Source organism: Lichenicoccus roseus (assembly GCF_005844085.1).
GTDB classification, from domain to species: Bacteria; Pseudomonadota; Alphaproteobacteria; order Acetobacterales; family Acetobacteraceae; genus Lichenicoccus; species Lichenicoccus roseus.
Genome location: NZ_VCDI01000005.1, coordinates 19,607 through 43,262 on the forward strand (window position 1 = coordinate 19,607; position 23,656 = coordinate 43,262).

22 protein-coding genes are annotated in these 23,656 nt (G+C 69.0%); 7 read left to right on the forward strand and 15 right to left on the reverse strand.

Annotation, left to right across the window (positions count from 1 at the left end):
* Nucleotides 1-5 precede the first annotated feature (5 nt).
* A complete protein-coding gene (locus tag FE263_RS14270; protein ID WP_408886196.1) occupies nt 6-1,331 on the forward strand; it encodes an ABC transporter substrate-binding protein in 1,326 nt (441 codons plus the stop codon).
* Between the two features lie 77 nt (nt 1,332-1,408).
* Here the strand turns inward: FE263_RS14270 and FE263_RS14275 are convergent, their stop codons facing one another.
* Entirely contained in the window at nt 1,409-3,610 is a 2,202-nt protein-coding gene (locus tag FE263_RS14275; protein ID WP_240759619.1) for a prolyl oligopeptidase family serine peptidase, read from the reverse strand.
* A gap of 147 nt (nt 3,611-3,757) precedes the next feature.
* On the opposite strand from FE263_RS14275, the gene FE263_RS14280 reads away from it, so the two are divergent.
* From FE263_RS14280 to FE263_RS14300, 5 genes are all read left to right on the forward strand, one after another.
* Nucleotides 3,758-5,605 (forward strand): PAS domain S-box protein, encoded by a 1,848-nt coding sequence (locus tag FE263_RS14280; protein ID WP_138326711.1) that lies wholly within the window; start codon nt 3,758-3,760, stop codon nt 5,603-5,605.
* Between the two features lie 138 nt (nt 5,606-5,743).
* Nucleotides 5,744-6,259 (forward strand): hypothetical protein, encoded by a 516-nt coding sequence (locus tag FE263_RS14285; protein ID WP_138326712.1) that lies wholly within the window; start codon nt 5,744-5,746, stop codon nt 6,257-6,259.
* Between the two features lie 205 nt (nt 6,260-6,464).
* On the forward strand, nt 6,465-6,644 hold the full coding sequence (locus FE263_RS14290; protein ID WP_138326713.1) for a CsbD family protein: 180 nt from the start codon (nt 6,465-6,467) through the stop codon (nt 6,642-6,644).
* Between the two features lie 55 nt (nt 6,645-6,699).
* The gene (locus FE263_RS14295; RefSeq protein ID WP_138326714.1) at nt 6,700-7,641 is read left to right on the forward strand and encodes a hypothetical protein; all 942 of its coding nucleotides are present in this window, start codon (nt 6,700-6,702) and stop codon (nt 7,639-7,641) included.
* Between the two features lie 66 nt (nt 7,642-7,707).
* Nucleotides 7,708-8,148: a CsbD family protein gene (locus tag FE263_RS14300; protein WP_138326715.1), complete on the forward strand. Its 441-nt coding sequence runs from the start codon at nt 7,708-7,710 to the stop codon at nt 8,146-8,148.
* 130 nt (nt 8,149-8,278) lie between these two features.
* Here the strand turns inward: FE263_RS14300 and FE263_RS14305 are convergent, their stop codons facing one another.
* The 5 genes from FE263_RS14305 to FE263_RS14325 all read right to left on the reverse strand — a co-directional run bounded on the left by FE263_RS14305 (nt 8,279) and on the right by FE263_RS14325 (nt 14,769).
* Entirely contained in the window at nt 8,279-9,598 is a 1,320-nt protein-coding gene (locus tag FE263_RS14305; RefSeq protein WP_205880390.1) for an MFS transporter, read from the reverse strand.
* A 49-nt stretch (nt 9,599-9,647) separates the two neighbouring features.
* A complete protein-coding gene (denD, locus tag FE263_RS14310; protein ID WP_138326716.1) occupies nt 9,648-10,634 on the reverse strand; it encodes a D-erythronate dehydrogenase in 987 nt (328 codons plus the stop codon).
* Nucleotides 10,635-10,715: 81 nt separating this feature from the next.
* Nucleotides 10,716-11,783, reverse strand: a complete 1,068-nt coding sequence (locus FE263_RS14315) for a hypothetical protein (protein ID WP_205880391.1) — start codon at nt 11,781-11,783, stop codon at nt 10,716-10,718.
* Nucleotides 11,758-13,134 carry an MBOAT family O-acyltransferase gene (locus FE263_RS14320; RefSeq protein WP_138326717.1) on the reverse strand — a complete coding sequence of 459 codons (1,377 nt, stop codon included), beginning with the start codon at nt 13,132-13,134 and terminating at the stop codon, nt 11,758-11,760. The genes FE263_RS14315 and FE263_RS14320 overlap by 26 nt, the downstream gene beginning before the upstream one ends.
* Before the next feature lie 6 nt (nt 13,135-13,140).
* Nucleotides 13,141-14,769 carry an ABC-F family ATP-binding cassette domain-containing protein gene (locus tag FE263_RS14325; protein WP_138326718.1) on the reverse strand — a complete coding sequence of 543 codons (1,629 nt, stop codon included), beginning with the start codon at nt 14,767-14,769 and terminating at the stop codon, nt 13,141-13,143.
* A 220-nt stretch (nt 14,770-14,989) separates the two neighbouring features.
* Between FE263_RS14325 and FE263_RS14330 the strand changes: the two genes are divergently transcribed.
* On the forward strand, nt 14,990-16,204 hold the full coding sequence (locus tag FE263_RS14330; RefSeq protein WP_171034118.1) for a GNAT family N-acetyltransferase: 1,215 nt from the start codon (nt 14,990-14,992) through the stop codon (nt 16,202-16,204).
* 1 nt (nt 16,205) lies between these two features.
* On the opposite strand, the gene FE263_RS14335 is transcribed toward FE263_RS14330, so the two are convergent.
* The 9 genes from FE263_RS14335 to FE263_RS14375 all read right to left on the reverse strand — a co-directional run bounded on the left by FE263_RS14335 (nt 16,206) and on the right by FE263_RS14375 (nt 23,637).
* Nucleotides 16,206-16,625, reverse strand: a complete 420-nt coding sequence (locus FE263_RS14335) for a hypothetical protein (RefSeq protein ID WP_138326720.1) — start codon at nt 16,623-16,625, stop codon at nt 16,206-16,208.
* Nucleotides 16,626-16,699: 74 nt separating this feature from the next.
* A complete protein-coding gene (locus FE263_RS14340; RefSeq protein WP_138326721.1) occupies nt 16,700-17,836 on the reverse strand; it encodes an iron-containing alcohol dehydrogenase in 1,137 nt (378 codons plus the stop codon).
* A 4-nt stretch (nt 17,837-17,840) separates the two neighbouring features.
* Nucleotides 17,841-18,167 carry a chaperone modulator CbpM gene (locus FE263_RS14345; protein WP_138326722.1) on the reverse strand — a complete coding sequence of 109 codons (327 nt, stop codon included), beginning with the start codon at nt 18,165-18,167 and terminating at the stop codon, nt 17,841-17,843.
* Nucleotides 18,164-19,129 (reverse strand): DnaJ C-terminal domain-containing protein, encoded by a 966-nt coding sequence (locus tag FE263_RS14350; RefSeq protein WP_138326723.1) that lies wholly within the window; start codon nt 19,127-19,129, stop codon nt 18,164-18,166. The genes FE263_RS14345 and FE263_RS14350 overlap by 4 nt, the downstream gene beginning before the upstream one ends.
* Before the next feature lie 28 nt (nt 19,130-19,157).
* Nucleotides 19,158-19,757, reverse strand: a complete 600-nt coding sequence (locus FE263_RS14355; protein WP_138326724.1) for a PulJ/GspJ family protein — start codon at nt 19,755-19,757, stop codon at nt 19,158-19,160.
* An 8-nt stretch (nt 19,758-19,765) separates the two neighbouring features.
* On the reverse strand, nt 19,766-20,188 hold the full coding sequence (locus FE263_RS22405; protein WP_205880392.1) for a type IV pilus modification PilV family protein: 423 nt from the start codon (nt 20,186-20,188) through the stop codon (nt 19,766-19,768).
* A gap of 4 nt (nt 20,189-20,192) precedes the next feature.
* Entirely contained in the window at nt 20,193-20,633 is a 441-nt protein-coding gene (locus FE263_RS14365) for a prepilin-type N-terminal cleavage/methylation domain-containing protein (RefSeq protein WP_138326725.1), read from the reverse strand.
* Nucleotide 20,634: 1 nt separating this feature from the next.
* On the reverse strand, nt 20,635-21,864 hold the full coding sequence (locus FE263_RS14370; protein WP_138326726.1) for a type II secretion system F family protein: 1,230 nt from the start codon (nt 21,862-21,864) through the stop codon (nt 20,635-20,637).
* 27 nt (nt 21,865-21,891) lie between these two features.
* Nucleotides 21,892-23,637 (reverse strand): GspE/PulE family protein, encoded by a 1,746-nt coding sequence (locus tag FE263_RS14375; RefSeq protein ID WP_138326727.1) that lies wholly within the window; start codon nt 23,635-23,637, stop codon nt 21,892-21,894.
* Nucleotides 23,638-23,656: the final 19 nt, after the last annotated feature.

Sequence of the window (23,656 nt, forward strand, 5' to 3'; positions counted from 1 at the left end):
CGTTTATGAAGATGAACAAGAAGCACGGGCTGACGGCCGCCGTGGCCGCCGCCGGGATGGCGCTTGCGGGCTCGGCACAGGCCGACACGACGTTGACGATCGCGACCGTCAACAACGGCCAGATGATCCAGATGCAGAAGCTGACGCCGGTGTTCGAGAAGTCGCACCCGGGGATCCACCTGAACTGGGTGGTGCTCGAGGAGAACGTGCTGCGCCAGCGCGTGACCACCGACATCGCCACCCACGCCGGCCAGTTCGACGTGCTGACCATCGGCAACTACGAGGTGCCGATATGGGCGAAGCAGAACTGGATCGAGCCGATGGACAACCTGCCGGCGGGCTTCGACGCCGAGGACATCCTGGCCCCGGTGCGCGAGGGCATCAGCTACAAAGGCAAGCTCTACGCGCTGCCGTTCTACGCCGAGAGCGTTATGACGCTGTATCGGACCGACCTGTTCAAGAAGGCCGGGATCACCATGCCGGCAGCGCCGACCTACGACCAGATCCGCGAATTCGCCGACAAGATCACCGACAAGTCGCATGGCATCTACGGCATCTGCCTGCGCGGCAAGCCGGGCTGGGGCGAGAACATGGCCTACTTCTCGACGCTGGTGACGGCGATGGGCGGCCAGTGGTTCGACATGCACTGGCACCCGACCATCAACACCGCCGCCTGGAAGCAGGCGCTCACCTACTATGATGACATCCTGAAGGCCGACGGACCGCCGGGCCTGTCCTCGAACGGGTTCAACGAGAACCTGTCGCTGTTCACAAGCGGGCATTGCGGCATGTGGATCGACGCCACCTCGGCGGCCGGCATCGTCTACGACAAGAAGCAGTCCACCGTGGCCGACAATGTCGGCTTCGCGGCGTCGCCGACCGGCAGCTTCACCGGCGGTCCGACCTGGCTGTGGTCGTGGAACCTGGCGATCCCGAAGAGCTCGCCGCATCTCGACGCCGCCCGCCAGTTCGTGACCTGGGCGACCTCGAAGGACTACATCAAGCTGGTCGCGCAGACCGATGGCTGGGTCACCATTCCGCCCGGCACGCGCGCCTCGTCGTTCGCGGCGCCCGAGTACAAGCAGGTTGCGCCGTTCTCGTCCTTCGTCGAGGACGCCATCAACCACTCCAACCCGACCGGCCAGACCAAGAACCCGCGGCCCTATACCGGCGCCCAGTATGTCGGCATCCCGCAGTTCCAGGCGATCGGCACCAGCGTCGGCCAGACCGTCGCGGCGACGCTCGCCGGCCAGCAGACGGTCGATCAGGCGCTTGCTTCGGCGCAGGCCTCGACCAACCGGACCATCCGCCAGGCTGGCTACCAGAAGTAAGCCGGACCTGATTTCTCGCGCCTGACGAGCCGGCTCCCCGTTCGCGGGGAGCCGGTTTCGTTTCTGCTCTCTCCTGATCAGCCTCCGGGCGGCAGCTTCATGCCGAGCTGGTCGAACAGGAACGCCATGTAGTCCGCCTGCTGGTCGACGCGCACGCTGAGCGCGCTGCCGATGCCGTGCCCGGCCTTGTCGCTGATCGAAAGATAGACCGGATAGCCGGACGCGGTCGCCGACTGCAGGCGCGCGATCATCTTGCGCGACTGCGCCGGATTGACCCGTCCGTCATGCGTGCCGGTCGCCATGAATACCGCCGGGTAGCGCACCCCGTCGCGCACATGCTGGTACGGCGAATAGGCCAGCATCGCCCGGAACTGCGCCGGATCCTTCACCGAGCCGAATTCCGTCACGTTGAAGGCGCCGTTCGGGTCGAGCTCGATGCGCATCATGTCGTAGATGCCGACCAGCGACACCACGGCACGGAACATCGACGGCGCCTGCGTCAGCGCCGCACCCATCAGCAGGCCGCCGTTGCTGCCGCCGAGGATGGCAAGATGCGCCGGCGAGGTGATGTGGTGCGCGATCAGCGCGTGGCCGGCGGCGAGGAAATCGTCGAACACGTGCTGCTTGTGGGTCAGCGCGCCGTCGCTGTGCCAGGTCTCGCCGTATTCGCCGCCGCCACGGATATTCGCGACCGCATATTCGCCGCCGGCATCCAGCCACAGCCGCGTCGCCGCGCCGGCGAAGCGTGGCGTCATCGAGACGTCGTAGCCGCCATAGCCATAAAGCAGGGTGGGTCGCCGGCCATCGGCGGGAGCACCGCGACGGCGGATGATGTTCACCGGCACCCGGGTGCCGTCCTTCGACGTCGCGAAGATACGCACCACCTCGGCATCGTCGAACCTCACCGGACTGGTCTCGGCGAGACCGGTCGGCGCCGATCGCCGGGTCGCCTCGTCGTAGGACAGCACCCGCGTCGGCTGCAGGTAGGTCTGCACGCTGTACAGCACATGGCCGTCCGGCGTCGGCTCGAGTTCGTCCACCGCGGCGATCGGCGGCAGCGCGATCTCGCCCCTCGGCGTGCCGTCATGGGCGAAGACCGCCACCCGCGACGGGCCGCCGGCAAGTTCGCGCAGGTAGAGCGCGTCGCGCGTCACCGCCACCGCCTCGCCACCGAATTCGCCGCCGCCCTCGATCGCGCCCTCGCCCTGCGGGACCAGCAGTCTCGCGTGCGACAGGGCGAGGTCGGTGAGCTCCAGCGCCAGGATCCTGCCGCGTGGCGCATCCCGCTTGGACACCAGGTAGAGGATGTTGTCCGGTCCGATCGTGCCGGCGACCACCTGGTCGGCAAAATGGGTCACCTGCTCCACATGGTCACCGCCCGGGCCGCCGCCGGCAGCAATCACGTAGTGCTCGTACTCGCCGCCGTCGCCGTTCGCCACCGACACCAGCACGGCGTCCGGGTTCTCCCGGCTGTCGAGCTGGATTTCCGCGATGCGCGGAAAGTCGCGCCCCAGCACATAGCTGTCGGTCGCCGGGTCGGTGCCGATGCGATGATAGAACACCTGCTGGAAGAAATGCCGGTCGGCGTCCGGACGCTCGCGGCCAGGATAGCGCGTGTACCAGAAGCCCGAGCTGTCCGCGCGCCAGGCCAGCGATCCGCCGGCGGTCGGATATTGCGCGCGTGGCACCGCTTCGCCGGTCTCGTGGCCGGTGGCCACGTCATACACATGCACGGTGCCGTCCTCGCTGCCGTTGCGCGACAGCGACACAGCGACCCGCCTGCCGTCCGGGGACGGCACGAACCAGTCGATGGCGGTCTGCCCCGATGGATCGATGACATTCGGGTCGACCACCGCGCGCGCCTGCGCCGGATCCGCCGAGGCCGGCATGACGCTCACCATCGGCTGCTGCTTCGGCGGCTGCACGGTGAGCGTGAACAGCCGGCCGCCCGCCATGGTCAGGGAGTGATACGACGGCGAGGTGTGCGAGGCGACGGCCATGATGCGGTCGCGCAGGGGCCGGCGCGCCGGAAGCGGATCGAGGTAGGCCCGGGTGCGGTCGTTCTGCGCCGCCGACCAGGCGGCTGTCCCCGGATCGCTGCCATCCTCCAGCCAGCGATACGGGTCGGCGACGGCAACGCCGTGATAGTGGTCGGTCACCGTCCGCACGGTGGTGGCGGGGGCGCCGCGATCGGCGGCGATGCCCAGGGCCGGAGCGCCGGCCGCCATCGCAATGCCGGCAAGTAGAGCAAGGCGGGTGTTGGTCGAGCAGTGTCGCATCCTGATCTCCTTGGGGACAGGCCGGACGCTATGCGCCTGTTCCGTACTTGACGAGAAGGGTGCACGACACTTCCAGCCGCCTGCCGCGTTGCCATGGCCATGAGCCGCGAAGCCGAACCAGCACCGAACCCTTCCGAAGCGAGCACGATGCCAGAGAGCATTCCGCATCGCCGCGCGGATCGCACGCAGCTGCAGCAGATCATCCTGGGCCTCGATGACGGCGTGCTGATCATCGATCCGGACCAGACCATCGCCTGGGCGAACAAGGCGGCGCTCGACATGCACGGAGTGGTCGATATCGCCGATCTCGGTGCGACGATCGACGAGTATCGTGCCCGCTTCGAGTTGCGCTACCGGAACAACCATCGGTTGCCGGAGGGCGCCTACCCGATGGAACGCATCATGGCCGGCGAGGCGTTCGACGAGGTGGTGGTCGAGGTCGGGCCACCCGGCGAACCGGCGCGCTGGACCCACCGGCTGCGCAGCCTGGTGCTGAACACCCCGGACGGACGGCCGGACTGCCTGGTGCTGATCATCAACGACGAGACCGATCGCTACAGCGCCGAGGAGCGCTTCGAGGCGACGTTCGCAGCCAATCCGGCGCCGGCGATCATCTGCCGCCTCAGCGATCTCCGCTACGTCAAGGTCAACCAGGGCTTCGTCGACCTGAGCGGCTTCGCGCGCGAGCAGCTGCTCGGCCGCCTGCTTTACGACGTCGACGTGCTGGAGGCCGCGTCCGATCGTGACCTGGCGGTGGCGCGGCTGCAGGAGGGGCGCACCATCCCGCAGATGGAGGCGACGCTCAGGCTCGCCGACGGCGGCAGCAAGCTGGTGATCGTGGCCGGGCAGCCGATCGAGGTTGGTGACGATGCCTGCATGCTGTTCTCGTTTGCCGACCTGGAGCCGCGACGGCGTGCCGAGGAGGCGCTGAAGCACAGCGAGGAGCGCTTCTCGAAGGCGTTCCGGATCGCGGCCGGTCCGATGATGGTGAGCGCACTCGAGGATTGCCGGACGCTCGATGTCAACGACGCCTTCATCGCCGCCACCGGCTACGACCGCACCGAGGCAATCGGCCGGAGCATGGCCGAACTGCAGCTCTGGGGCGACGAGGCAGCCCACCTACGCATCCACGACGAGCTGCGCAACCTTGGCCACGTGCATAGCCTGGACGTGCGGCTGCGGACCAAGCATGGCGAGGTGGTCGACTACCTGCTGTCGGCGGAAACCGGGACCATCCAGGGCGAGCCCTGCATCATCAGCGTCATGCAGGACATCACGGCCCGGAAGCGCTCGCAGGAGGAACTGCTGGCCGCCATCGAGGCGGTCATGCAGGACACGTCGTGGTTCGGGCAGCGCATCGTCGAGAAGCTCGCCAACCTGGCCCGGGCCGGACAAAGTCGCCCCCAGGTGGAGACGACCGACCTTTCGCAACGCGAGCATGAGGTCCTGACCCTGGCGGCGGGAGGCCTGGACGATGTTGCGATTGCGGCAAGGCTCGGCCTGTCGCGTGTGACGATCCGCAATCATATGGCCGCGATCTACGCCAAGATCGGCGTCAATCGCCGGGCGGCCGCGGTGATCTGGGCGCGCGAACGCGGCCTGGACGGCTCGGGAGATCGTCGTTCCCGTCAGCATCGCCGGACGGGACCAGGGCAAAAGAACCAGCCGGCCGGTTCGAAAGGACCAGGATGGAGGCGTAATGATCAGCCTTTTCAGGAGGTTGACCACAGACTCGATGTAACGAACACTGTCTCTCAGCGGCGTTCGACCCACTCCGACCGTGGACGGGACAGCGGTGCCGACAGGGGGACGTCGGATGGCAATCATCGCAGCGAAGGCAGCGACCGCCGGCTCGAGGGCTCCATCAAGGATGCCTTCGGGAAAGTGACCGGCAATCATGCGGCAACCACGGCGAAACACACGGAGCAGCCCACAGGCAAGGCGGATGACGCCGCCCGTGTGCACCAGGGCAAGGGACGCGGCACCCCCGGATAGCCGGCCACGCGCCACGATGGTCCTGGGCGAACCGCCGTTCTGGCCCCATTGCGCGGATTTCGACAGCTCCATGCTGGACACGATGCCGGGCCGCATCGGCCCGAGACCCAGCCGGCTCTGCCCGGACGGGCGGCCCCCATGGCCTTGAAGCAAGTTGGCCCGGACCGGTTCGAGGATGCCGACAGGGGAGTGCGGATCGATCTGGCGGACCGCAACGGCAATGCCGGTTACCTCAAGGGTCACTCCGGCCCATGGCGCGACTATCTCGACTATGCCGTTGAACGGCTGCAGGCGGGCAACTGGTACTATCGATCATCAGGGCCGCCGGCCGATCGCTTCCGGGCCGACGGAGATCCCGCGGCGGCGCGACAGAAGATCATGTTGCCGAAGGACGCCTTCATCCGGGGCTTCAGGCGCGCCTTCATACGAAGACGCGGGCGCCCTGCCAGCCGGGACGAAGTCTCCCAGTATGTCTCGGACATAGTCGAGGCGCTCCTGCTCAATCATCGCGCCCTGCACGGTGATCGGGACATCGCCGTTGCGGATCCGGAGATCGTCCTGTTCGAGGGACGGATGTCGATGGATGAGCTCCATGCCTCCCTGCAATCCAAGCCCGGCGCCGCGCGGGCAACTGGCGCCGACCGGACCGCGTGACCACCCGCACCGTGGAGAGCGGACGGTCCGATGACCAGGTCGCACAGTACGTTTGACCCAGGCGAGTAAGTAAATAGCACCAGGTATTTCCGTAAAAATCTGCGGTTATCAGTGACTTGACTACGAAACCAGTCCGCCCACTTCTCGTTCCATGGCATACCGCGACGCCGGCCATGTCGGCCGCTTTCGCAACGGGAGGACGAGCATGGACAAGGATCGCATCGAGGGCGGTGCCCGAAAGATCAAGGGGGCTCTCAAGGAGACCTTCGGGAAGGTGACCGGGGATCGCGTGACAGCCGCCGAGGGCAGCGCGGAAAAGGCGGCGGGCGAGGCGCAGGCCGAGACCGGAGCGTTCAAGGACAAGGTGCGCGACGCGACGAAGTAGACCCGCTGCGGATCGATACCGGTGCCGCACAAGCATTCCTGGAGCCTCTGTAATCATGTCCACTTCCTATGACGCGACCGCGGCCTATCCGGCCGCGGGCGACGGCACGCGCGTCCGCGTCTCCTGGTCGGCGATCTTCTGCGGCGTCGTCCTGGTTGTCGCGATCCAGATCGCACTCGCCATTCTCGGCACCGGCGTCGGCCTCGGCCTGATCAATCCCGGTCATGCCGACAGCGCGAGCGCCTCCAGCCTCGGCAGCGGTGCCGGGGTCTGGTGGCTGGTCAGCACGATCCTGTCGCTGATCGCCGGCAGCTACGTCGCCGCTCGCCTGGCAGGCGTCGCGTCTCGCCTCGATGGCGCCATGCACGGGCTGGTGGTCTGGGGCCTGGCCCTGCTGCTCACCGTCTACCTGATCACAACCGCCGTCGGCGGGTTGGTCGGCGGCGCGTTCTCCGCTCTCGGCGGCACCCTGTCAGCCGCGACATCGGTAGTCGGCGGCGCTGCTTCCGCCCTCGGCGACGGCGTCAAGGCTGCGGCGCCGCAGGCCGCCCAGGCTGCCGGCATCACGCCCGACGGGATCCAGAAGCAGCTGACCGCGCTGATCAACAACCAGCCGCCCGCCGATCCCGCGACGATGTCGGCGCCCGATGCCGCCCACGCCATCGCGCAGGAAGTACCGGACCTGTTTGCCGCACCCGGCAAGGCCGATGCCGCCCGCCAGCGCATAACCGCGATCGTCGCCGCCCAGGCTCACATCACGCCGCAGGAGGCCCAGGCACGCGTCAACAACGTCGAGGCGCAGGTCAACCAGACGCGCCAGCAGGCGGTCGCGATGGCCACCCAGGCCGCCGATGCCAGCGCCAGCGCAGCCTCGCGCGCCTCCTTCATGGCGTTCGTCGGCCTGCTCATCGGTGCGCTCGCCGCGACCGGCGGGGGTCTCATCGCTTCCCCGCGTCGGGATATCGCAACCCTGGCCGGCCGGACGTCCAGGATCTGACTGTCAGGCTGCCAGACCAGCAAACAACGGCCAGACCGGCAAACAACGAAACGAAAGGAACCATCGATGGACAAGCATGAGGCAAAGGGCGCCATCAAGGACGCGGTCGGCAAGGTGAAGGATGGCTTCGGCGGCCTGACCGGCAAGCCGACCACACAGGTTGATGGCAAGATCGACCAGGCATCCGGCAAGCTGGAGGGCAAGTTCGGCGGGCAGATCGACGACCTCAAGGAGCAGGGTGCAGATCTCGCCGACGCCGGCTCCCGCCTTGCCGGGCAGGCGGCCGACCAGGTGCGCGATGCGGCGCGAGCGACACGTGCCCAGGCCAGCGAATACGCGCATAGCGCTGCGGACGCCGGCGCCCAGGCCAGCCGCACTATCGGCGAGACGGCCAAGCGCCAGCCGATCCTCTCGGTGGTCGCGATCGGGGCCGCCGGCTACCTGATCGGCTTCCTCGTACACTCGCCGCACAGCCCGTTTGCGCCGGCCCGCTCCACCCGGAGATAGTGCAACTGGCAGGACCGGATCCCCGGGGCTAGTCCCTGGGTATCCGGTCCTGGATATACCCGGTCGGGTTTCGAACCTTCCCGTCCGGCCGACGCATGAAGCCGCCCGGCTTGCGCCAGGCCAGACCGGGTCAATTCCCCTGCAGCGTCGCCGCCCTGGGCTCGGGCAACAGCAGGAGCAGCACGGCTGCGATCAGGCCGGAGGCGCACAGCGCATACAGCCCGGCGCCGTGCACCGCGAAATGATGATCCGCCCACTCGCGCAGGTTCGGGGCCACGAAACCGCCGAGATTGCCGAGCGAATTGATGATCGCGAACGCCGCCGCCGCCGCGACGCCACCGAAATGGTCGGCCGGGAAGGTCCAGAACACCGGCTGCGCGCTGATGATGCCGCTGGCGGCGACGCAGAGCGCGATGATGGCAATCACCGGCGGTGCCTGCGCCGAGACCGCGATGCCGATCGAGATGCCGAGCAGCGAGATCACGCCGAACAGGCGCCGCCGGCCGAGCCGTACCGCCATTGCCGGCCAGAACAGGGTGACGGCGATCCCGCAGGCCCAGGGCAGTGCCGAGACCAGGCCGACGATGAAGCCGATCTTGCGCCCGACCAGCTCGCTGACCTGGGTCGGCAGGTAGAAGGTGACGCCGTAGCTGCCGATCTGCAGGGCGAAGTAGATGGCGATGAAATGCAGCAGCCGCACGTCGCGGAAGGCGTCGAGCAGGCTGTGCCGACCGACCGCGCGCTTCTCCTCGCCCTCTGCGGCAATCGCCGCGTTGAGCGCCCGCTTCTCGTCCGGCTCGAGCCAGTGCACCGAGTCCGGACTGTCCGGCATCCAGAACAGCACGCCGATGCCGACGACCGAGGCGAGCAGCCCGTCGATCAGGAACATCCACTGCCAGCCGGCGAGGCCGAGCCAGCCATCGAGGTCGAGCAGCGCGCCCGAGGCCGGATTGCCGAACAGCAGCGCCAGCGGATAGCCAAGATAGAACAGTCCGATCACCCGGCCGCGCTCCGCGGACGGAAACCAGTATGTCATGAACAGGATCGCGCCCGGGAAGAAGCCGGCCTCGGCAGCGCCCAGCAGCAGGCGCAGGCCGTAGAAGGAGGTATCGCCGGTCACGAAGATCGTGGCGGCCGACACCAGGCCCCAGGTGATCATGATCCGAGCCATCCAGACGCGCGGACCGACGCGGTGCAGGATCAGGTTGCTTGGAAGTTCGAACACCGCGTAGGTGACGAAGAACAGGCCGGCTCCCAGGGCAAAGGCGGCGCCCGAGATGCCGACCTGGGACTGCAGCGCCTGCTTGGCGACGCCGAGATTGACGCGGTCGAGGAAGGCCAGCGTGTACATCACCAGCAACAGCGGGATCAGCCGCAGTTTCGCCTTGCGTATCGCCTCGACCAGGGCAGCCGGGTTCGCGCCGCGCTGGTCGTAAGTCTGGTCGGGCAAGGCGTTTTCCTTCCTGTCGTGCGCCTCCTGAAGCAGCGGGCGCCCGGGTTCAGCCGATACGGCCGCCCAACTCGTCCTCGATATGCGCCCATACGATATCGGTAAAGTGCTTCTCGGCGGTGAAGCCCAGCGCCTCGGCACGGCTGGCATCCAGCGCCTGCGCCCAGCCGGCCACGATGCGCTCGATGACCGGATCGCGCTCCTGGCGGATCAGCCCGGCGACACGGTCGCCGGCCACCTCGCGCAATGCCGCGATCTGCTCGCCCACCGTCACCGAGAGGCCCGGCATGCTGAGGTTGGGCCGATCGCCGAGAAGGGCGATATCCAGCGTGGCGGCATGGATCAGGAAGCCGATCGCGGATCGCGGACTGGTCATCCAGTGGCGCACGTCCTCGCCGACCGGCAGGATCGCCTCCTGGCCGGCCAGCGGCTCGCGGATGATGCCGGAGAAGAAGCTCGATGCGGCGCGGTTCGGCTTGCCGGGGCGCACGCAGATGGTCGGCAGGCGGATGCCGACGCCCTCGAGGAAGCCACGACGGGCGTAGTCCGCGAGCAGCAGCTCTCCCATCAGCTTCTGGGTGCCGTAGCTGGTCTGCGGGGTCAGCACGTATTCCTCGGGGATCACCGCCGGGAAGCTGCCGCCGAACACCGCCAGCGAGGAGGAGAATACCACGCGCGGCTTCCAGCCTTTTCCCTCGCCTTCGAGACGGATCGCATCGAGCAGCAGGCGGGTGCCATCGAGATTGATCCGGTAGCCCTTCTCGAGATCCGCCTCGGCCTCGCCGGAAACGATGGCGGCCAGATGGAAGATCAGGTCGGGGCGGCTCCGCACCATGGCCGCCATGGTGCCTGGCTCGGACAGGTCGCCGGCCTGGCAGTTGGCCTCGCCCTTGAACCCGGCCGGGGCGGCGGGGGTGATCACGTCGACAAGGTCGAGCGTGTCGACGGACTGGCCGCCAAGCTGGCCGTCGTGCGCGAGGCGCTCGGCCAGCTTGCGGCCGAGCATGCCGGCGGCGCCGAGGATGAGGATACGCATGGTGAAAGCTCCTGGAGCTGGTGTCACCGTCGATGGCACGACGGATCGAATGGTCTGACAAGTCCGGATCACGGCAAAAGATCAGTGATCGCGGTTCCACGCCAGGATGCGGAACTCCGCCGCGGCTGCATGCGGATCGCCCAGCGACGCCGCCATGTCCTGCATGACGCGGTCGGCGATACCGATGCGGTAGTGCAGCGGGTCCCAGAAGTTGCCGTGCGACAGGGTGACGGCGTCGGGCTGCGCGAAGTCCAGCACGATGCTGTCCGGCGTGCGCCCGGCGACGTCGATCGCGAGCTGCTTGCACCTGTCCCATGAGGCGCGCGTCCGGCTGCCGGCGACGCCCATCGTCTCGTCGGTGATCGGCGGAAGATACAGCAGCTTGACCGCGCCGCGCGGTAGCCGCCCGAGCAGCGAGGGCAGCCCGTTCATGTATGGCAGGTCGATCGGCGCCGCGCCGGCCGGGCTGTTGTCGACGTGGCCCCAGCTTCGGAAGATCGCATCCACCCGCCGGGGATCGTAGGCGGCGTCCGGCGGGAGGAAGTTGGTGTAGCCGTCGACGCCGTAGTGCTTGCGCTTCAGCCCGAGGGCGGCACTCGCCTGGTTGGCCGCCTCCTGCACGGCATACAGGCTCAGCATCTGCCCGTAGCCGCGCCATCGTGTGCCGCCATACATCCAGGCCGGGAACGGCCGTCCGGTCAGGCGTGGAGTATCGGGCCCGGCCAGGCACCAGGAGGCATCCAGCCCGAGGATCAGGGCGCGGGCCTGCGGATGGGTGCGGGCGAACAGCAGCAGCAGTCGCTCCTGTTCCCAGGCGGTGGCGGCGTTCATCGCGAGGTTGGCGAAGTGGGCATGGAACGGCGCATCGAGCACGGCGGGACGCAGCAGCCGGCTGGTCGAGGTGCCGACGATGACGGCGTCGAACTCCGGGTCGATCGCCAGCGCCGGGAACGAGTAGCGCGCATTGGTCGAGATCGGCACCCGCGTGATCGGCAGGTGCAGCGGCAGCATGCCCCAAGGATCGACGAGCACCACGAACAGATAGACGAGCGCCAGCGGGATGACGGTCGCGAGCAGCAGCACCGCCAGGAAGCGCCGCCACCGCGTCTCGGAGCGGCGCTCCTCAGAACTGGAAATAGATGAACTCACTCGGAATGCCGCCACCCACGAGGATCACGAGAAAAGCCAGCGCCGCGCCGATCGGCAGCGCAAGCCAGGGGCGCGGCGCCAGGCGGTCCAGCATCGCCGCCTGGCTGGTCGGGCCGATGAACACGCACAAGGCCGCCAGCATCACCACCGCCGCGTTGCGTACATGCACATGGCCGACGCCCTGCAACCCGGCCATGGCGCCCATCATGAGCCACGCGGCGTGGAAATCCGGCGCTCGGAACAGCACCCAGCCGACCATGACGAACAGCAGGGTCAGCATCCAGCCGGCGGCGCGCGGCAGCCGTCCGCCGGCGCGCTGCCACAGATGGTTGACCACCAGCCCCGCGCCATGCAGCCCGCCCCAGGCGACGAAGGTCCAGGCGGCGCCGTGCCACAAGCCACCAAGCAGCATGGTGGCGGCAAGGTTGCCCATCTGCCTCGTCTCGCCGCGACGGTTGCCGCCGAGCGGGATGTAGAGATAGTCGCGCAGGAACCGCGATAGCGTCATGTGCCAGCGATGCCAGAAATCGCGTAGCGAGGTGGCACTGTATGGGGCGTTGAAATTGAACGGCAGCTTCAGGCCGAACATCAGGGCGAGGCCGATCGCCATGTCGGAATAGCCGGAAAAATCGAGATAGATCTGCAGCGTGTAGCAGGCCGCCGCCGCCCAACCGCCGACGAGGCCGAGCGGTTGCCCGGTGGCGGCGAGCGCAAACAGCGCATCCGGATTGACCGCGATGCTGTCGGCCAGTCCGGCCTTCTTGGCGAGCCCGGCGGTGATAAGGGCAAGCCCGCGCGCGATGTCCTGCATCGGCGTCCCTGTCGGACGCGCGCGGTCGAACTGCGGCACGATCTCGGTATGGCGCACGATCGGCCCGGCGATCAGCTGCGGAAAGAACGTCACGAAGGCGGCGAATTCGAGCAGCCCGTGGATGCGCCTGCCGCCGCGGCGCAGGTCGACCAGATAGGCGATCTTCTGGAACACGAAGAAGCTGATGCCGAGCGGCAGCAGGATCGGCCAGGGCGAATGCACGCGCCCGAACAGCGCGTCGATGTTGGTCGCGAGGAAATTCGCATACTTGAACACGCAGAGCGTCGCGAGATTGATGACCACGCCTGCGGTTAGCCACCCCTTGCGGCCGCTACGTCCGTATGCGTTCGAGAGCAGCCAGTTCAGCAGCGTGAGCCCGGCCAGCAGCGGCACGTAGTGCCAGTTCCAGCTTGCATAGAAAACCAGCGAGGCGACGACCAGCACCAGCAGCCGCGCCTGCCTTGCGGTGCCGCAGGCGTAGTAGGCCGCCAGCACCACCGGCAGGAAGCCGAACAGGAAGATCTGCGAGTTGAACAGCATCGGCGGTCAGGCCCGCTTCTTGCCCTTCTTCTTGTTGGCCTTGGCGTTCTGGGACGGCGCCGCACCGCCCTTGGCGCGCTCGATGACGAACTTCGCGTAGTCGTCCATGTCGCCCTCGAACGGCACGATGGTGCCGTCGGCGGCGAGCCACAGCCGGTCGGCGACCAGTTCCATCAGCGACCGGTCGTGGGTGATCAGGATGACCGCGCCCTCGTAGTCGTTCAGCGCGTCCAGCAGCGCCCGCCTGCTGTCGATGTCGAGATGGTTGGTCGGCTCGTCGAGGATCAGCAGGTGCGGCGCTTCCATCGCCACCAGGTTGAGCAGCAGTCGCGCGCGCTCGCCGCCGGAGAGGTTGGCGACCGTGGTTTCCTGCTTCTGGAAGGCGATGCCGAACTGCGCCAGGCGCGAGCGCTGCACCGTCTCGCTGTCGTCCTTGCGGGCGCGGCGCATGATGTCGAGAGCGGTGTCGTCGGGATCGAGCGCCTCGATCTGGTGCTGGTGGAACCAGCCGACCTTGATGCGGCCTTCGCGCTGCATCCGCCCGGAGGCGATCGGCAGCGCGCCGGCCGCCATCTTGGCGAAGGTGGACTTGCCCGCGCCGTTGACCCCGAGCAGCCCGATGCGGTCGTCGACGTCGAGCCGCAGGTTGAGGTCGCGCAGCACCGGCGGCGCGTCGCCATACCCGATGTTGACGTGCTCGAGGCGCATCAGCGGCGGCGCCAGCGGACGCACCGGCGACGGCAGGGTGAACGGCACCACCCGCTCCTCGATGGTGGCCGAGATCGGCTCCAGCTTGGCGAGCCGCTTCATGCGCGACTGCGCCTGCGCCGCCTTGCTGGCCTTGGCGCGGAAGCGGTCGACGAAGCTCTGCAGATGCGCCCGCTCGGCCTCCTGCTTGACCCGCGCCGACGACAGCAGCCGCTGCTTCTCGGCGCGCTGGCGTTCGAAGTCGTCATAGCCGCCGGTGTAGTATTCGAGCTTGCCGTCGGTGACGTGCAGGATGGCGTCGACGCAGTTGTTCAGCAGCTCGCGGTCGTGGCTGATGATCAGCGCCGAGTGCGGGTACTTCTTCAGGCGCGCTTCCAGCCAGAGCGCGCCTTCCAGGTCGAGGTAGTTGGTCGGCTCGTCCAGCAGCAGCATGTCGGGCTGCGCGAACAGGGCGGCGGCCAGCGCCACCCGCATGCGCCAGCCGCCGGAGAACTCCGCCATCGGCCGGGTCAGGTCCTCGGTGGAGAAGCCGAGCCCGTTCAGGATCTCGGCGGCCCTGGCCGGCGCGCGGTCGGCGTCGATCTCGGTCAGGCGGGCATAGATCTCGCCCATGCGCTCGGGTTCGGCGGTGTCGAGCTCGGTCAGCAGCGCCTCCCGGTCGATGTCGGCGGCCAGGATGGTGTCGATCAGGCTGACCGGGGTGGCCGGATGCTCCTGGTCCACCGAGCCGAGCCGGGCCGCCTTCGGGATGCCGATCTCGCCGCCATCCGGGCTGAACTCGCCCTTGATCAGCCGGAACAGGGTGGACTTGCCGACGCCGTTGCGCCCGACCAGACCGACCCTGGTGTCGAGCGGCAGCGTGACGCTCGCACGGTCGAAGAACCGGCGCCCCCAGGCGTTGAAGGTCATTGAGTCGATTTGCAGCATGGCGCGTGCCTAGCGGATCGGGGTCCGGATGGCGAGGGACGAGGTCCGCAAGCCGGGGCCACCTGCACCCGACGGTTCGTTATCGCCGATGTCACGGCGAGCGGCCTGCCGGCGGCTGTCTTCGTTGCGATTGGCGTGGTAAGTCGTTGCACAGCCTATGTTTCAGACTGCCGGCATGGATCCGATCCATCACCCCGGCGGTGGCCTGATGGGAATCCGGATGCAACGGTCTGCACTGCTCGAGCAAGTGGTCGCGGCTACCTGGCTGCCGTCACTGCCGATCCGCCACGCCACCCGATTTACGGTCACGTCGCTGGCGACCCACCAGTCCAGGATGGAAGTCCGGTCCTGCTGGAACCAGCTGTTCTGCAGGAACGACCGGCCCGGGGCGATCTACCAGAGCGACAGTTACGACGAGTTCCGGCGCGAGAGCGGTGATGTCGAGGGTGACCTGCTGGCCATCACCGAGACGGCGCGCAACACCATCGTCGGCATCGTGCCGTTGAAGGCGACCGAGATCGGGCTGCAGTTCATGCTGCGCTCGAAGCTGATGTACCGTCTGCGGCCGCATGGCCTGATGCTGCTCGGCAGCGAGCCGATGCTGGTCGAGGAGCCCGAAGCCTTCGACAGCCTGTTCCTGCATCTGGCGCGGCACCACCCGGAGGCGAGTGCGATCTCGCTGATGGCGGTGCGCGAGGGCAGCTTCACCTGGCGCTACCTCGCCACGTCGGCGGTGATCAGGGAGCATTTCTACGTCTACAAGCCCGAGGGGCTGCGTAACTGCCACGCCGTCGAGGTGCCGACCTCGCTTGACGCCTATCACCGCGGCCTCGGCAAGAAGCGACGCTACAACCTGCAGCGCCAGGAGCGGCTGCTATCCGAGCATCTCGGCGACGAGCTGACGCTGGTGGCGATCGATCGCGCAAGCCGGCTGCACGAGTTGTATCGGGCGATCGAGCAGCTGGGCGCCACTGATGACGCCATCCTGAGCCCGGAGCATTATGCCCTGGCCTGCAAGCATGGCTTGCTGCTCTGCTATGTCCTGCGGGCGGGATCGCGCGTCGTCGGGCTCGCGCTGGGCTCGCAGTGCAGGCGGACCTTCCTGGTGCATCGCCTGTTCCACGACAGCTCGCTGCAGCGTTTCTCGCCCGGCACGGCCCTGTGGCAGCACATGCTGCGCGACCTCATCGGGAATGGCCGCTTCGACCGTGTCGAGATGGGCTTCGGCGACCCCGCCTACCGTCACCACACCACCAACATCATCGAGCAGCGGGCCAGGATCCTGTTGCTCCGGCGCACGGTCGTGAACCGCCTGCGCATCGAAGCGCACCGGGGATTCTACGCCGCGCTGGCCTCGATCAGCCAGCGGATGCGGGAGATCAGGCTGCTCAGGCAGGGCGCGTTGCCCGTCGCCGCCAAGCCGGACCCGTCGTGACCTAGGCAGGTTCCGTCGCAACTGACGCCGCCTTCGTGCGGCGGGTCGCCACGGCCTTTTGGGCGGCCGCGCGGCGTTTGCGGACCAACCCGGCTTTCGTACCGGCATCCTTCATACGTGGCTTGTGGTCGGTGCGATCGAGGTTGGTCTGCCAGTGCGCCTGCAAGAGGCGGATCGCCTCGATCGGATAGAGGCCACAATCGTACATCCAGTGATGGGTCCCGCACAGGCGGGCCAGATTATCCGGAGCATTGTTGGACGCGTCATGGTCGAGATGGGCGATCTGCAGGCAGGCCGGCAACTGCAGGCCGCACACGGCGCAGCACTTGAAAGGGTATTCCTGATCGATAACCTTGCGCGCCCTGTGCTGGTCCCGCAGTCGTATCCGTAAAGCAGGTACCGGGGCGTCAGGAGTGTCCATGAGATGCTCGCATTTGATACGATACCGCATCGTAGTCGCGGCGGGGTGACGCTTCAAGCACGGCGCCCGCCAGCTCAGGCCGAGGCTTCCAGCATCTCCCGGTAATCCTGTTCCGAAGCCGCCCGCGGGTTGGTGCGGTGGCAGTGGTCGGCCAGGGCGCGCTCGATGATCCGGGGATACAGGGCGGGCTCCACGCCCAGGACGCCGAGGCCGGCCGGCAGCTCCAGCCGGCGGTTGAGGTCGCGCACCGCCTGCACGACGTCGCCGTCTTCCGGCAGTCCGATCGCCAGCGCCAGCCGCGCCATGCGGCCCTCGGCGCGGACCGACGGCGCCTCCGCATTGAAGGCGAGCACCGCCGGCAGCAGCACCGCATTCAGCACGCCGTGATGCAGGCGCGGATCGAGGCCGCCGAGCGCGTGGCTCAGGCTGTGCACGCAGCCGAGGCCCTTCTGGAAGGCCATCGCGCCCATCATCGAGGCGCACATCATGTTCAGCCGCGCGTCGCGATCCTGCGGCGTCGTCACCGCGATCTCCAGGTGCGACCAGCCGCGCCGCAGGCCTTCCAGCGCGATGCCGTCCGCCGGCGGATTGAAGGACGGCGCCAGGAAGGTCTCGATGCAGTGCGAGATGGCGTCCATGCCGGTGGCCGCCGTAAGCCGGGGCGGAAGACCGAAGGTCAGCTCCGGGTCGCACAGCGCCACGCGCGGGATCAGGTACGGGGACAGCAGCCCGACCTTGCGGCCATCCTCGAGAATGATGATCGCGCCACGCCCGACCTCGCTGCCGGTGCCGGCGGTGGTCGGGATGGCGATGACCGGCGCCACCGCATCGGTGATCCGCGCCGCGCCGCCCTCGATCACAGCGAACGAGGACAGCGGGCCGTCATGGGTCGCCGCCAGCGCCACCGCCTTGGCGAGATCGATCGAGGAGCCGCCGCCGACCGCGACGATGCCGTCGCAAGCCCCGGCCCGGTAGCTGGCAACGCCGCAGCGGACCGCGGCCTCGGTCGGGTTGGACGGGGTGTCGCCGAACAAGGCCGGCTCCAGCCCGTCGAGCTCGGCCAGTACCCGGTCCGCAAGTCCCGCAGCACGCACGCCGGGATCGGTCACCACCAGCGGGTGCCGTATGCCAAGCCGGTCGCATTCCTGCCGCAGCAGGCGGACCGCGCCGAACTCGAACTGGATGGTGGTGACGTAGTTGATCAGCGCCATGTGGCTACTCCCGGGCATCCTCGATCAGCCGCAGCAGCGCCGCGCGTTGCTCCGGGCCGGCCTGGTCGAGCAGGTCGCGCACCCGGCGCAGGCGGCGGCGCTCCTCGTAGAGCTGGTCGAGCAGGGAAAGCACCACCGGCAGCGCCTCCTCGTTGACCCGCAGCTCCTCGCGCAGTTCGAGGATCAGCCGCACGCGGGCGACGTCGATGTCGCCGAACTCGTAGCGCCCCGATCCGCCGTGCGGGCGCACCCAGCTGCGTTCGATCCAGCGTTCGACATCGTCGCGCGCAAGGCCGCGCACCTCGACGCAGAGGGTCTCGATCGTGATCATGCTGCCCCCTCAAGATCGGCGCGCGGATCGACCCCGGCGGGCGGCGTCCAGCCACGCAGGAAGTCGCGCAGGCTGTCGTCCACCGCGCCGACATGCAGCCGCAGCGTTACATACAGGTCGCCGGCCGGGTGGCCGCCATGCGCCGCCACACCCTTGCCGCGCAGCCTGAGCTGGCGACCGGTATCGGAGTCCGGCGGCACGCTGAGCGAGACCGTGCCGGACGGCGTGGGCACCGGAACCTTGGAGCCCAGCACCGCCTCCTTCAGCGTCACCGGCAGGTCGAGATGCACATCCCGCCCGACGCGCCGGAACAGCGCATGCGGCAGCACCCGGATCTCGATCAACGCATCGCCGTCCGGGCCGCCCTCGCGCCCGGCGCCGCCGCGACCGCGCAGCCGCAGCGTGGTGCCGTCCTCGATGCCGGGCGGGATGCGAACGTCGAGCGTGCGGCCGTCCGGCAGGGTCAGGCGACGGGTGGCGCCGGCGATGGTGTCGACGAACGCCACGTCCAGCGCGTAGGTCTCGTCGCGGCCACGGGCCGGTCCGCTCGCCGCCCCGCCACCATGACGGAAGAACTCGCCGAAGATATCGCCGAGATCCTCCTCACCCCAACCTGCCGCTCCCGCGCCGGCTCCTGCCGCGCCATAGCGGCGACCCGCATCGCTTTCCGCATAGTCCCGGTAGCGACGCTGCCGGCCCTGCTCGCCGGGCCCCGGCCCACGCGGCTGGTGGCGCTCCTGGCCGGTCTCGTCGATCTCGCCGCGGTCGTAGCGGGCGCGCTTATCCTTGTCCGACAACAGGTCGTTCGCCGCCGACACCGCCTTGAAGCGTTCCTCGGCGGCCTTGTCGCCCGGATTGAGGTCGGGGTGGTGCTTGCGCGCCAGGGTGCGGTACGCCTTGCGTATCGCGTCCGCATCGGCATCGCGCGCAACGCCCAGGGTCGTATAGGGATCGTCCGCCACCCTGTCTCCGCCTGCTGTGGGCTATCTCTCAGCCTGGAACTTGCGCTCGTGCGGGCGCCTCGACAATGTCCGGCCAGTGCCGCGGGTCATGCTCGCCGAACAACAGGCGGATCCGCACCAGGTCGGGCAGCGTGTTGCCGGTCCAGGTCGTGCTCCATTGGCGGCTGGCGTCGGACCAGTAGCCGAGATCGATGCCGGCGATCCCGTCCATCAGCATCGTGGTCTGCGGCGCCGGAACCGGCCCCACCCGTACCGCATGACGGTGCGGCAGCCAGGACAGCAGCAGCCGGCCATCCTGGACACGCAGCCGCATGTCCGCCGCGGGAGCCACGGCGCCGGTGCCCGCACCGGATGGCAGCGGCGCCATGAACGCCATCGCATGGGCGCGGCCGGCCAGGGTGGCGCCGTCGCGTTCGGAGCCGGGGTCCATCTGCTCGACCAGCCGGCGCAGCGTGCGGTCGACGGCGGACAGTCCCTCGCCGGTGCGCAGCGCCTGGTCCTGGCGCCCCCAGCTTGCGAAACCGAAGCGCACCCCCTGCGACAGGGTGGCGAACAGCACGCCGAGCACGACCAGCGCCACGATGATCTCGAGCAGGGTGAAGCCGGCCTCGCCATCGGCGGACGCCATGTGCCGCTTCACGAACCCACCCCGAGCGAGGCGCGCCTGGTCGAGAGGGTGGTGCCGCGCGGCCCCTGCGGGCCATCCCAGCTCTCGGTAACGTGGATCTCGTAGAGCGTCTCGCGTTGTGGATGCAGCGGGTCGGTGCCCGCCTCGGCCAGCACCGCCGAGGTCAGCGGCCGGATCGACAGCGACCAGCGGAAGCCGTTGCCGTCCTCGCCCTGCTGGGTCGCCGTCTGCAGCGGGATGCCGTGCCCGACCGCGGCGAGGTGGGACCGCGCCACCGACACCGCCTCGGTGGTGCGGTCGGCGAGGCGCACCGAGGCAAGTCCCTCGATGCTGCCCTGGAACAGCACGCCGAGCGCCAGCGCCGCGATCACGAACGCGACCAGCACCTCGAGCAGGGTGAAGCCGGCCTCCCCCGCCTGGTTTGGAGGCATCCGCTCAGCCGCCATCGGTGCGGTGTATGGCACCCTGGCGGATCTGGCCGCTGAACCAGTCGATACCGATATCAACCCCCGCATCGCCCTCGCTCAGCCGGATCAGCGCGGCGCTGGCGCCGCCATCCGGATCGAAGCGCAGCGTGCCGTCGCCTTCGTGCTCGCCCGGCGGACTGTGCAGCTCCAGCGTGACGCGCCCCTGCATGCGCGCCATCGCCTCGCGCGCCTGCCGGGCGGTGACGTTCACCGGCCGGTCGGTGGCGATCGCACGGCCACGCGCCTCGCGGAGTGCGTCCACCAGGCTGCGCGAGGCGGCGCGCAGGTCCAGGCTCGCCGAACGGACCGGTCCGCGCTGCAGCACGATGGTGAGCACCAGCCCCAGCACCGCCAGCACCACGATCATCTCGATCAGGGTGAAGCCGGCCTCGCGCTCCGGGGCCTGCATCCTACTGGGCAAGATCGTTCAGGCTCAGCATCGCCAGCAGCAGCGACGACACGATGCCGGCGACCGCGGCGCCCATCACGATGGTGATCACCGGCACCAGCAGCGCCACCAGCCGCTGCACGCGGATGCGGGTGCTCTCCTCGTGGATCTCCGCCGCACGCAGGGCCATTGGGCCGAGCTGGGCGGTCTCCTCTCCGAGGCGCAGCAGGTGGATCATGCGCGGCGGGAAGATCGCCGCCTCGCCGAGCGTGCGTGCCAGCCCGGCGCCGCTCTTGGCGCCCTCGGTGCCACGGTCGATGGCGGCGAGTCCGGCGCGGTTGCCGATCACGTCGCGGACGATCCCCATGGCGGCGATCAGCGGCACGCCGTTGAGCAGCAGGGTGCCGAGGGTGCGGGTGAAGCGGGACGCCAGCACCTCGGACAGCACCCCGCCCAGCACCGGAGTGCGCAGCACCAGCGCGTCGAAGCGGGTGCGGGCCGGCCCGTCGCGCAGCAGCCGCCAGCCGAGCACGCCGAGCCCCGCCAGCACGACCAGGATCAGCAGGCCGTAGCTGCTGATGATGGCCCCCGCATCGACCAGGAACTGCGTCGAGGCCGGCAGCCGGGCGCCGTTCTGCTCGAACAGCGGGGTGAATTGCGGCAGCACCTCGGTCAGCAGCAGCACGATGGCACCGACCGCCGCGAGCGTCAGCATCGCCGGATAGATCATCGCCGAGGTGAGCGTCGCCGCCAGCGCCCGCTCGCGTTCCATCAGGGTGGCGATGCGCTCCAGCGTGGCGGCGAGATTGCCGCCCGCCTCGGCGGCGCGCACCAGGCCGATATGCAGGCGCGGGAAGCTGCCCGGATGACGCCCGAGCGCCTCGTGCAGGGTGGCGCCGTCGCGCACCTGGTCGCGCAGCGAGCGCACCACGGTGCGGACGCGGGCACTGGGCGCGGTCTCGTCGAGGAAGCGCAGCGCGCGGTCGAGGTCCTGGCCGGCGCCGAGCATCACCGCGAGCTCGCGGGTGAAATGGGCGACCTCGGAGCGGCGCAGGGTGCTGCGGGAGAACTCGAACCGCCGGAGCGCCTCGAACGTGCCGGAGCCAAGACCCGCGGACGCGGCGTCGGTGCGCATCGGGATGTTGCCCTGGCGGCGGATGAAATCGACCGCCTCCGCCTCGCTGCCGGCCTCGGTGACACCACGCACCAGCCCGCCGGCGGGATTTATCGCGGTGAAGCGGTAGCTCGGCATCGCTGCGGCACCCTGGCTCCTGTGTTTCTAGTTCTCTGCCCGGATGGAGCGGGCGACCTCCTCGACGGTGGTCTGGCCGGCCAGCGCGGCGTCGATGCCGGCATCGAACATGGTGACCATGCCACCTTCCACCGCCGCGCGCTCGATGGCGGAATGATCGGTGCGCTGGAAGATCAGCCGCTCGATGCTGGCATCGGGGATCAGGAACTCGGAGATCGCCTGCCGGCCGCGATAGCCGGTCTGGCGGCAATGCGCGCAGCCACGGGCATGGAACAGGGTGATCGGCCGCTGCGCGGTGCGCGCCTCCAGCCCGAAGCGCTCGATCAGCGCGGGGGGCGCCTCGTACGGCTCCCGGCACTCGGTGCACAGCCGGCGCACCAGCCGCTGCGCCAGCACGCCGCGCAGCACCGCGGTCAGCAGGTAGTCCTCGACGCCCATGTCGCGCAGCCGGGTGATCGCGGCGGCCGCCGAGTTGGTGTGCAGGGTGGACAGCACCAGGTGCCCGGTGAGCGCCGCCTGCACCGCGATCTGCGCGGTCTCCAGGTCGCGGATTTCGCCGACCATGATCACGTCCGGGTCCTGGCGCAGGATCGAGCGCAATAGGGACGCGAAGGTCAGGCCGATCTGCGGCTTGGTCTGGATCTGGTTGATGCCGCGCAGCTGGTACTCGATCGGGTCCTCGACGGTGACCACCTTGCGCGTCACCGAGTTCAGGCCGAGCAGCCCGGTGTAGAGCGTGGTGGTCTTGCCCGAGCCGGTCGGGCCGGTGACCAGCACGATGCCGTTCGGCAGTTCCAGCCGCTCGGTCCAGCGCGCCACCACGGCAGGCGCGAGGCCCAGCTTGCCGTAGTCGAACACCACCGCCGAGCGGTCGAGCACGCGCAGCACCACCGTCTCGCCATACAGCGACGGGATGGTGGAGACGCGGAAATCGATCTCCTGGCCGCGCACCGCCAGCTTGATGCGGCCGTCCTGCGGCAGCCGGCGCTCGGCGATGTCGAGGCGGGCCATGATCTTGACGCGCGAGATGATCGCCGGGATCAGCCGCGCCGGCGGGCTGTCCATCTCGACCAGCACGCCGTCATGCCGGTAGCGCACCCGCAGGCGGTCCTCGAATGGCTCGATATGGATGTCGGAGGCCTGCGTCTCGACCGCGCGCTGGATGATCTGGTTGACCAGCCGGATCACCGGCGCCTCGCTGGCGAGGTCCTTCAGGCGTTCGGCGTCCTCCTCCAGCGGGGTGTCGTCCTGCTGGTCGGGGCCACTGTTGGTCTCGGACGGGTAGAGCCGGTCGAACGCCGCCTCGAGCTCGATCGGCACCGCCACCTCGCGGCGCACGCGCAGTCCGGTGGCGGCGGCGACCGAAGCCGGCACGAACTCGTCGAGCGGGTCGACGCAGGCCATCACCAGCGCACCCTCCTCGAGCGCCACCGGCAGCGCCCGCACCTCGCGCAGGAAGCGCGGCGCCAGGCGGTCCGGCAGCAGCGGCTCGGCCGGGTAGCGCTCCGGCAGCGCGCGCGGCAGGCCGAGCAGGGCGCAGTAGGCATCCGCAAGGCCGCGTTCGGTGACCAGGCCGAGCTGCAGCAGGACGGTGTCGAGCCGGGTGCCGCTCTCCTCGGCGACGCGCCGGCCGCGATCCAGCGTGCGCGCGTCGCACTGGCCCTGCTCCAGCAGCAGTTGCGCCAGGCGTTCGACCGGGCTGCCCTGTGCCGGGAGCCCCGGTGCGGCGGGAACCGAGTGGCCGGTGGCGGGAACCTCGAGGATGGCGCTCATGCGGCGGACGATTGCCGGG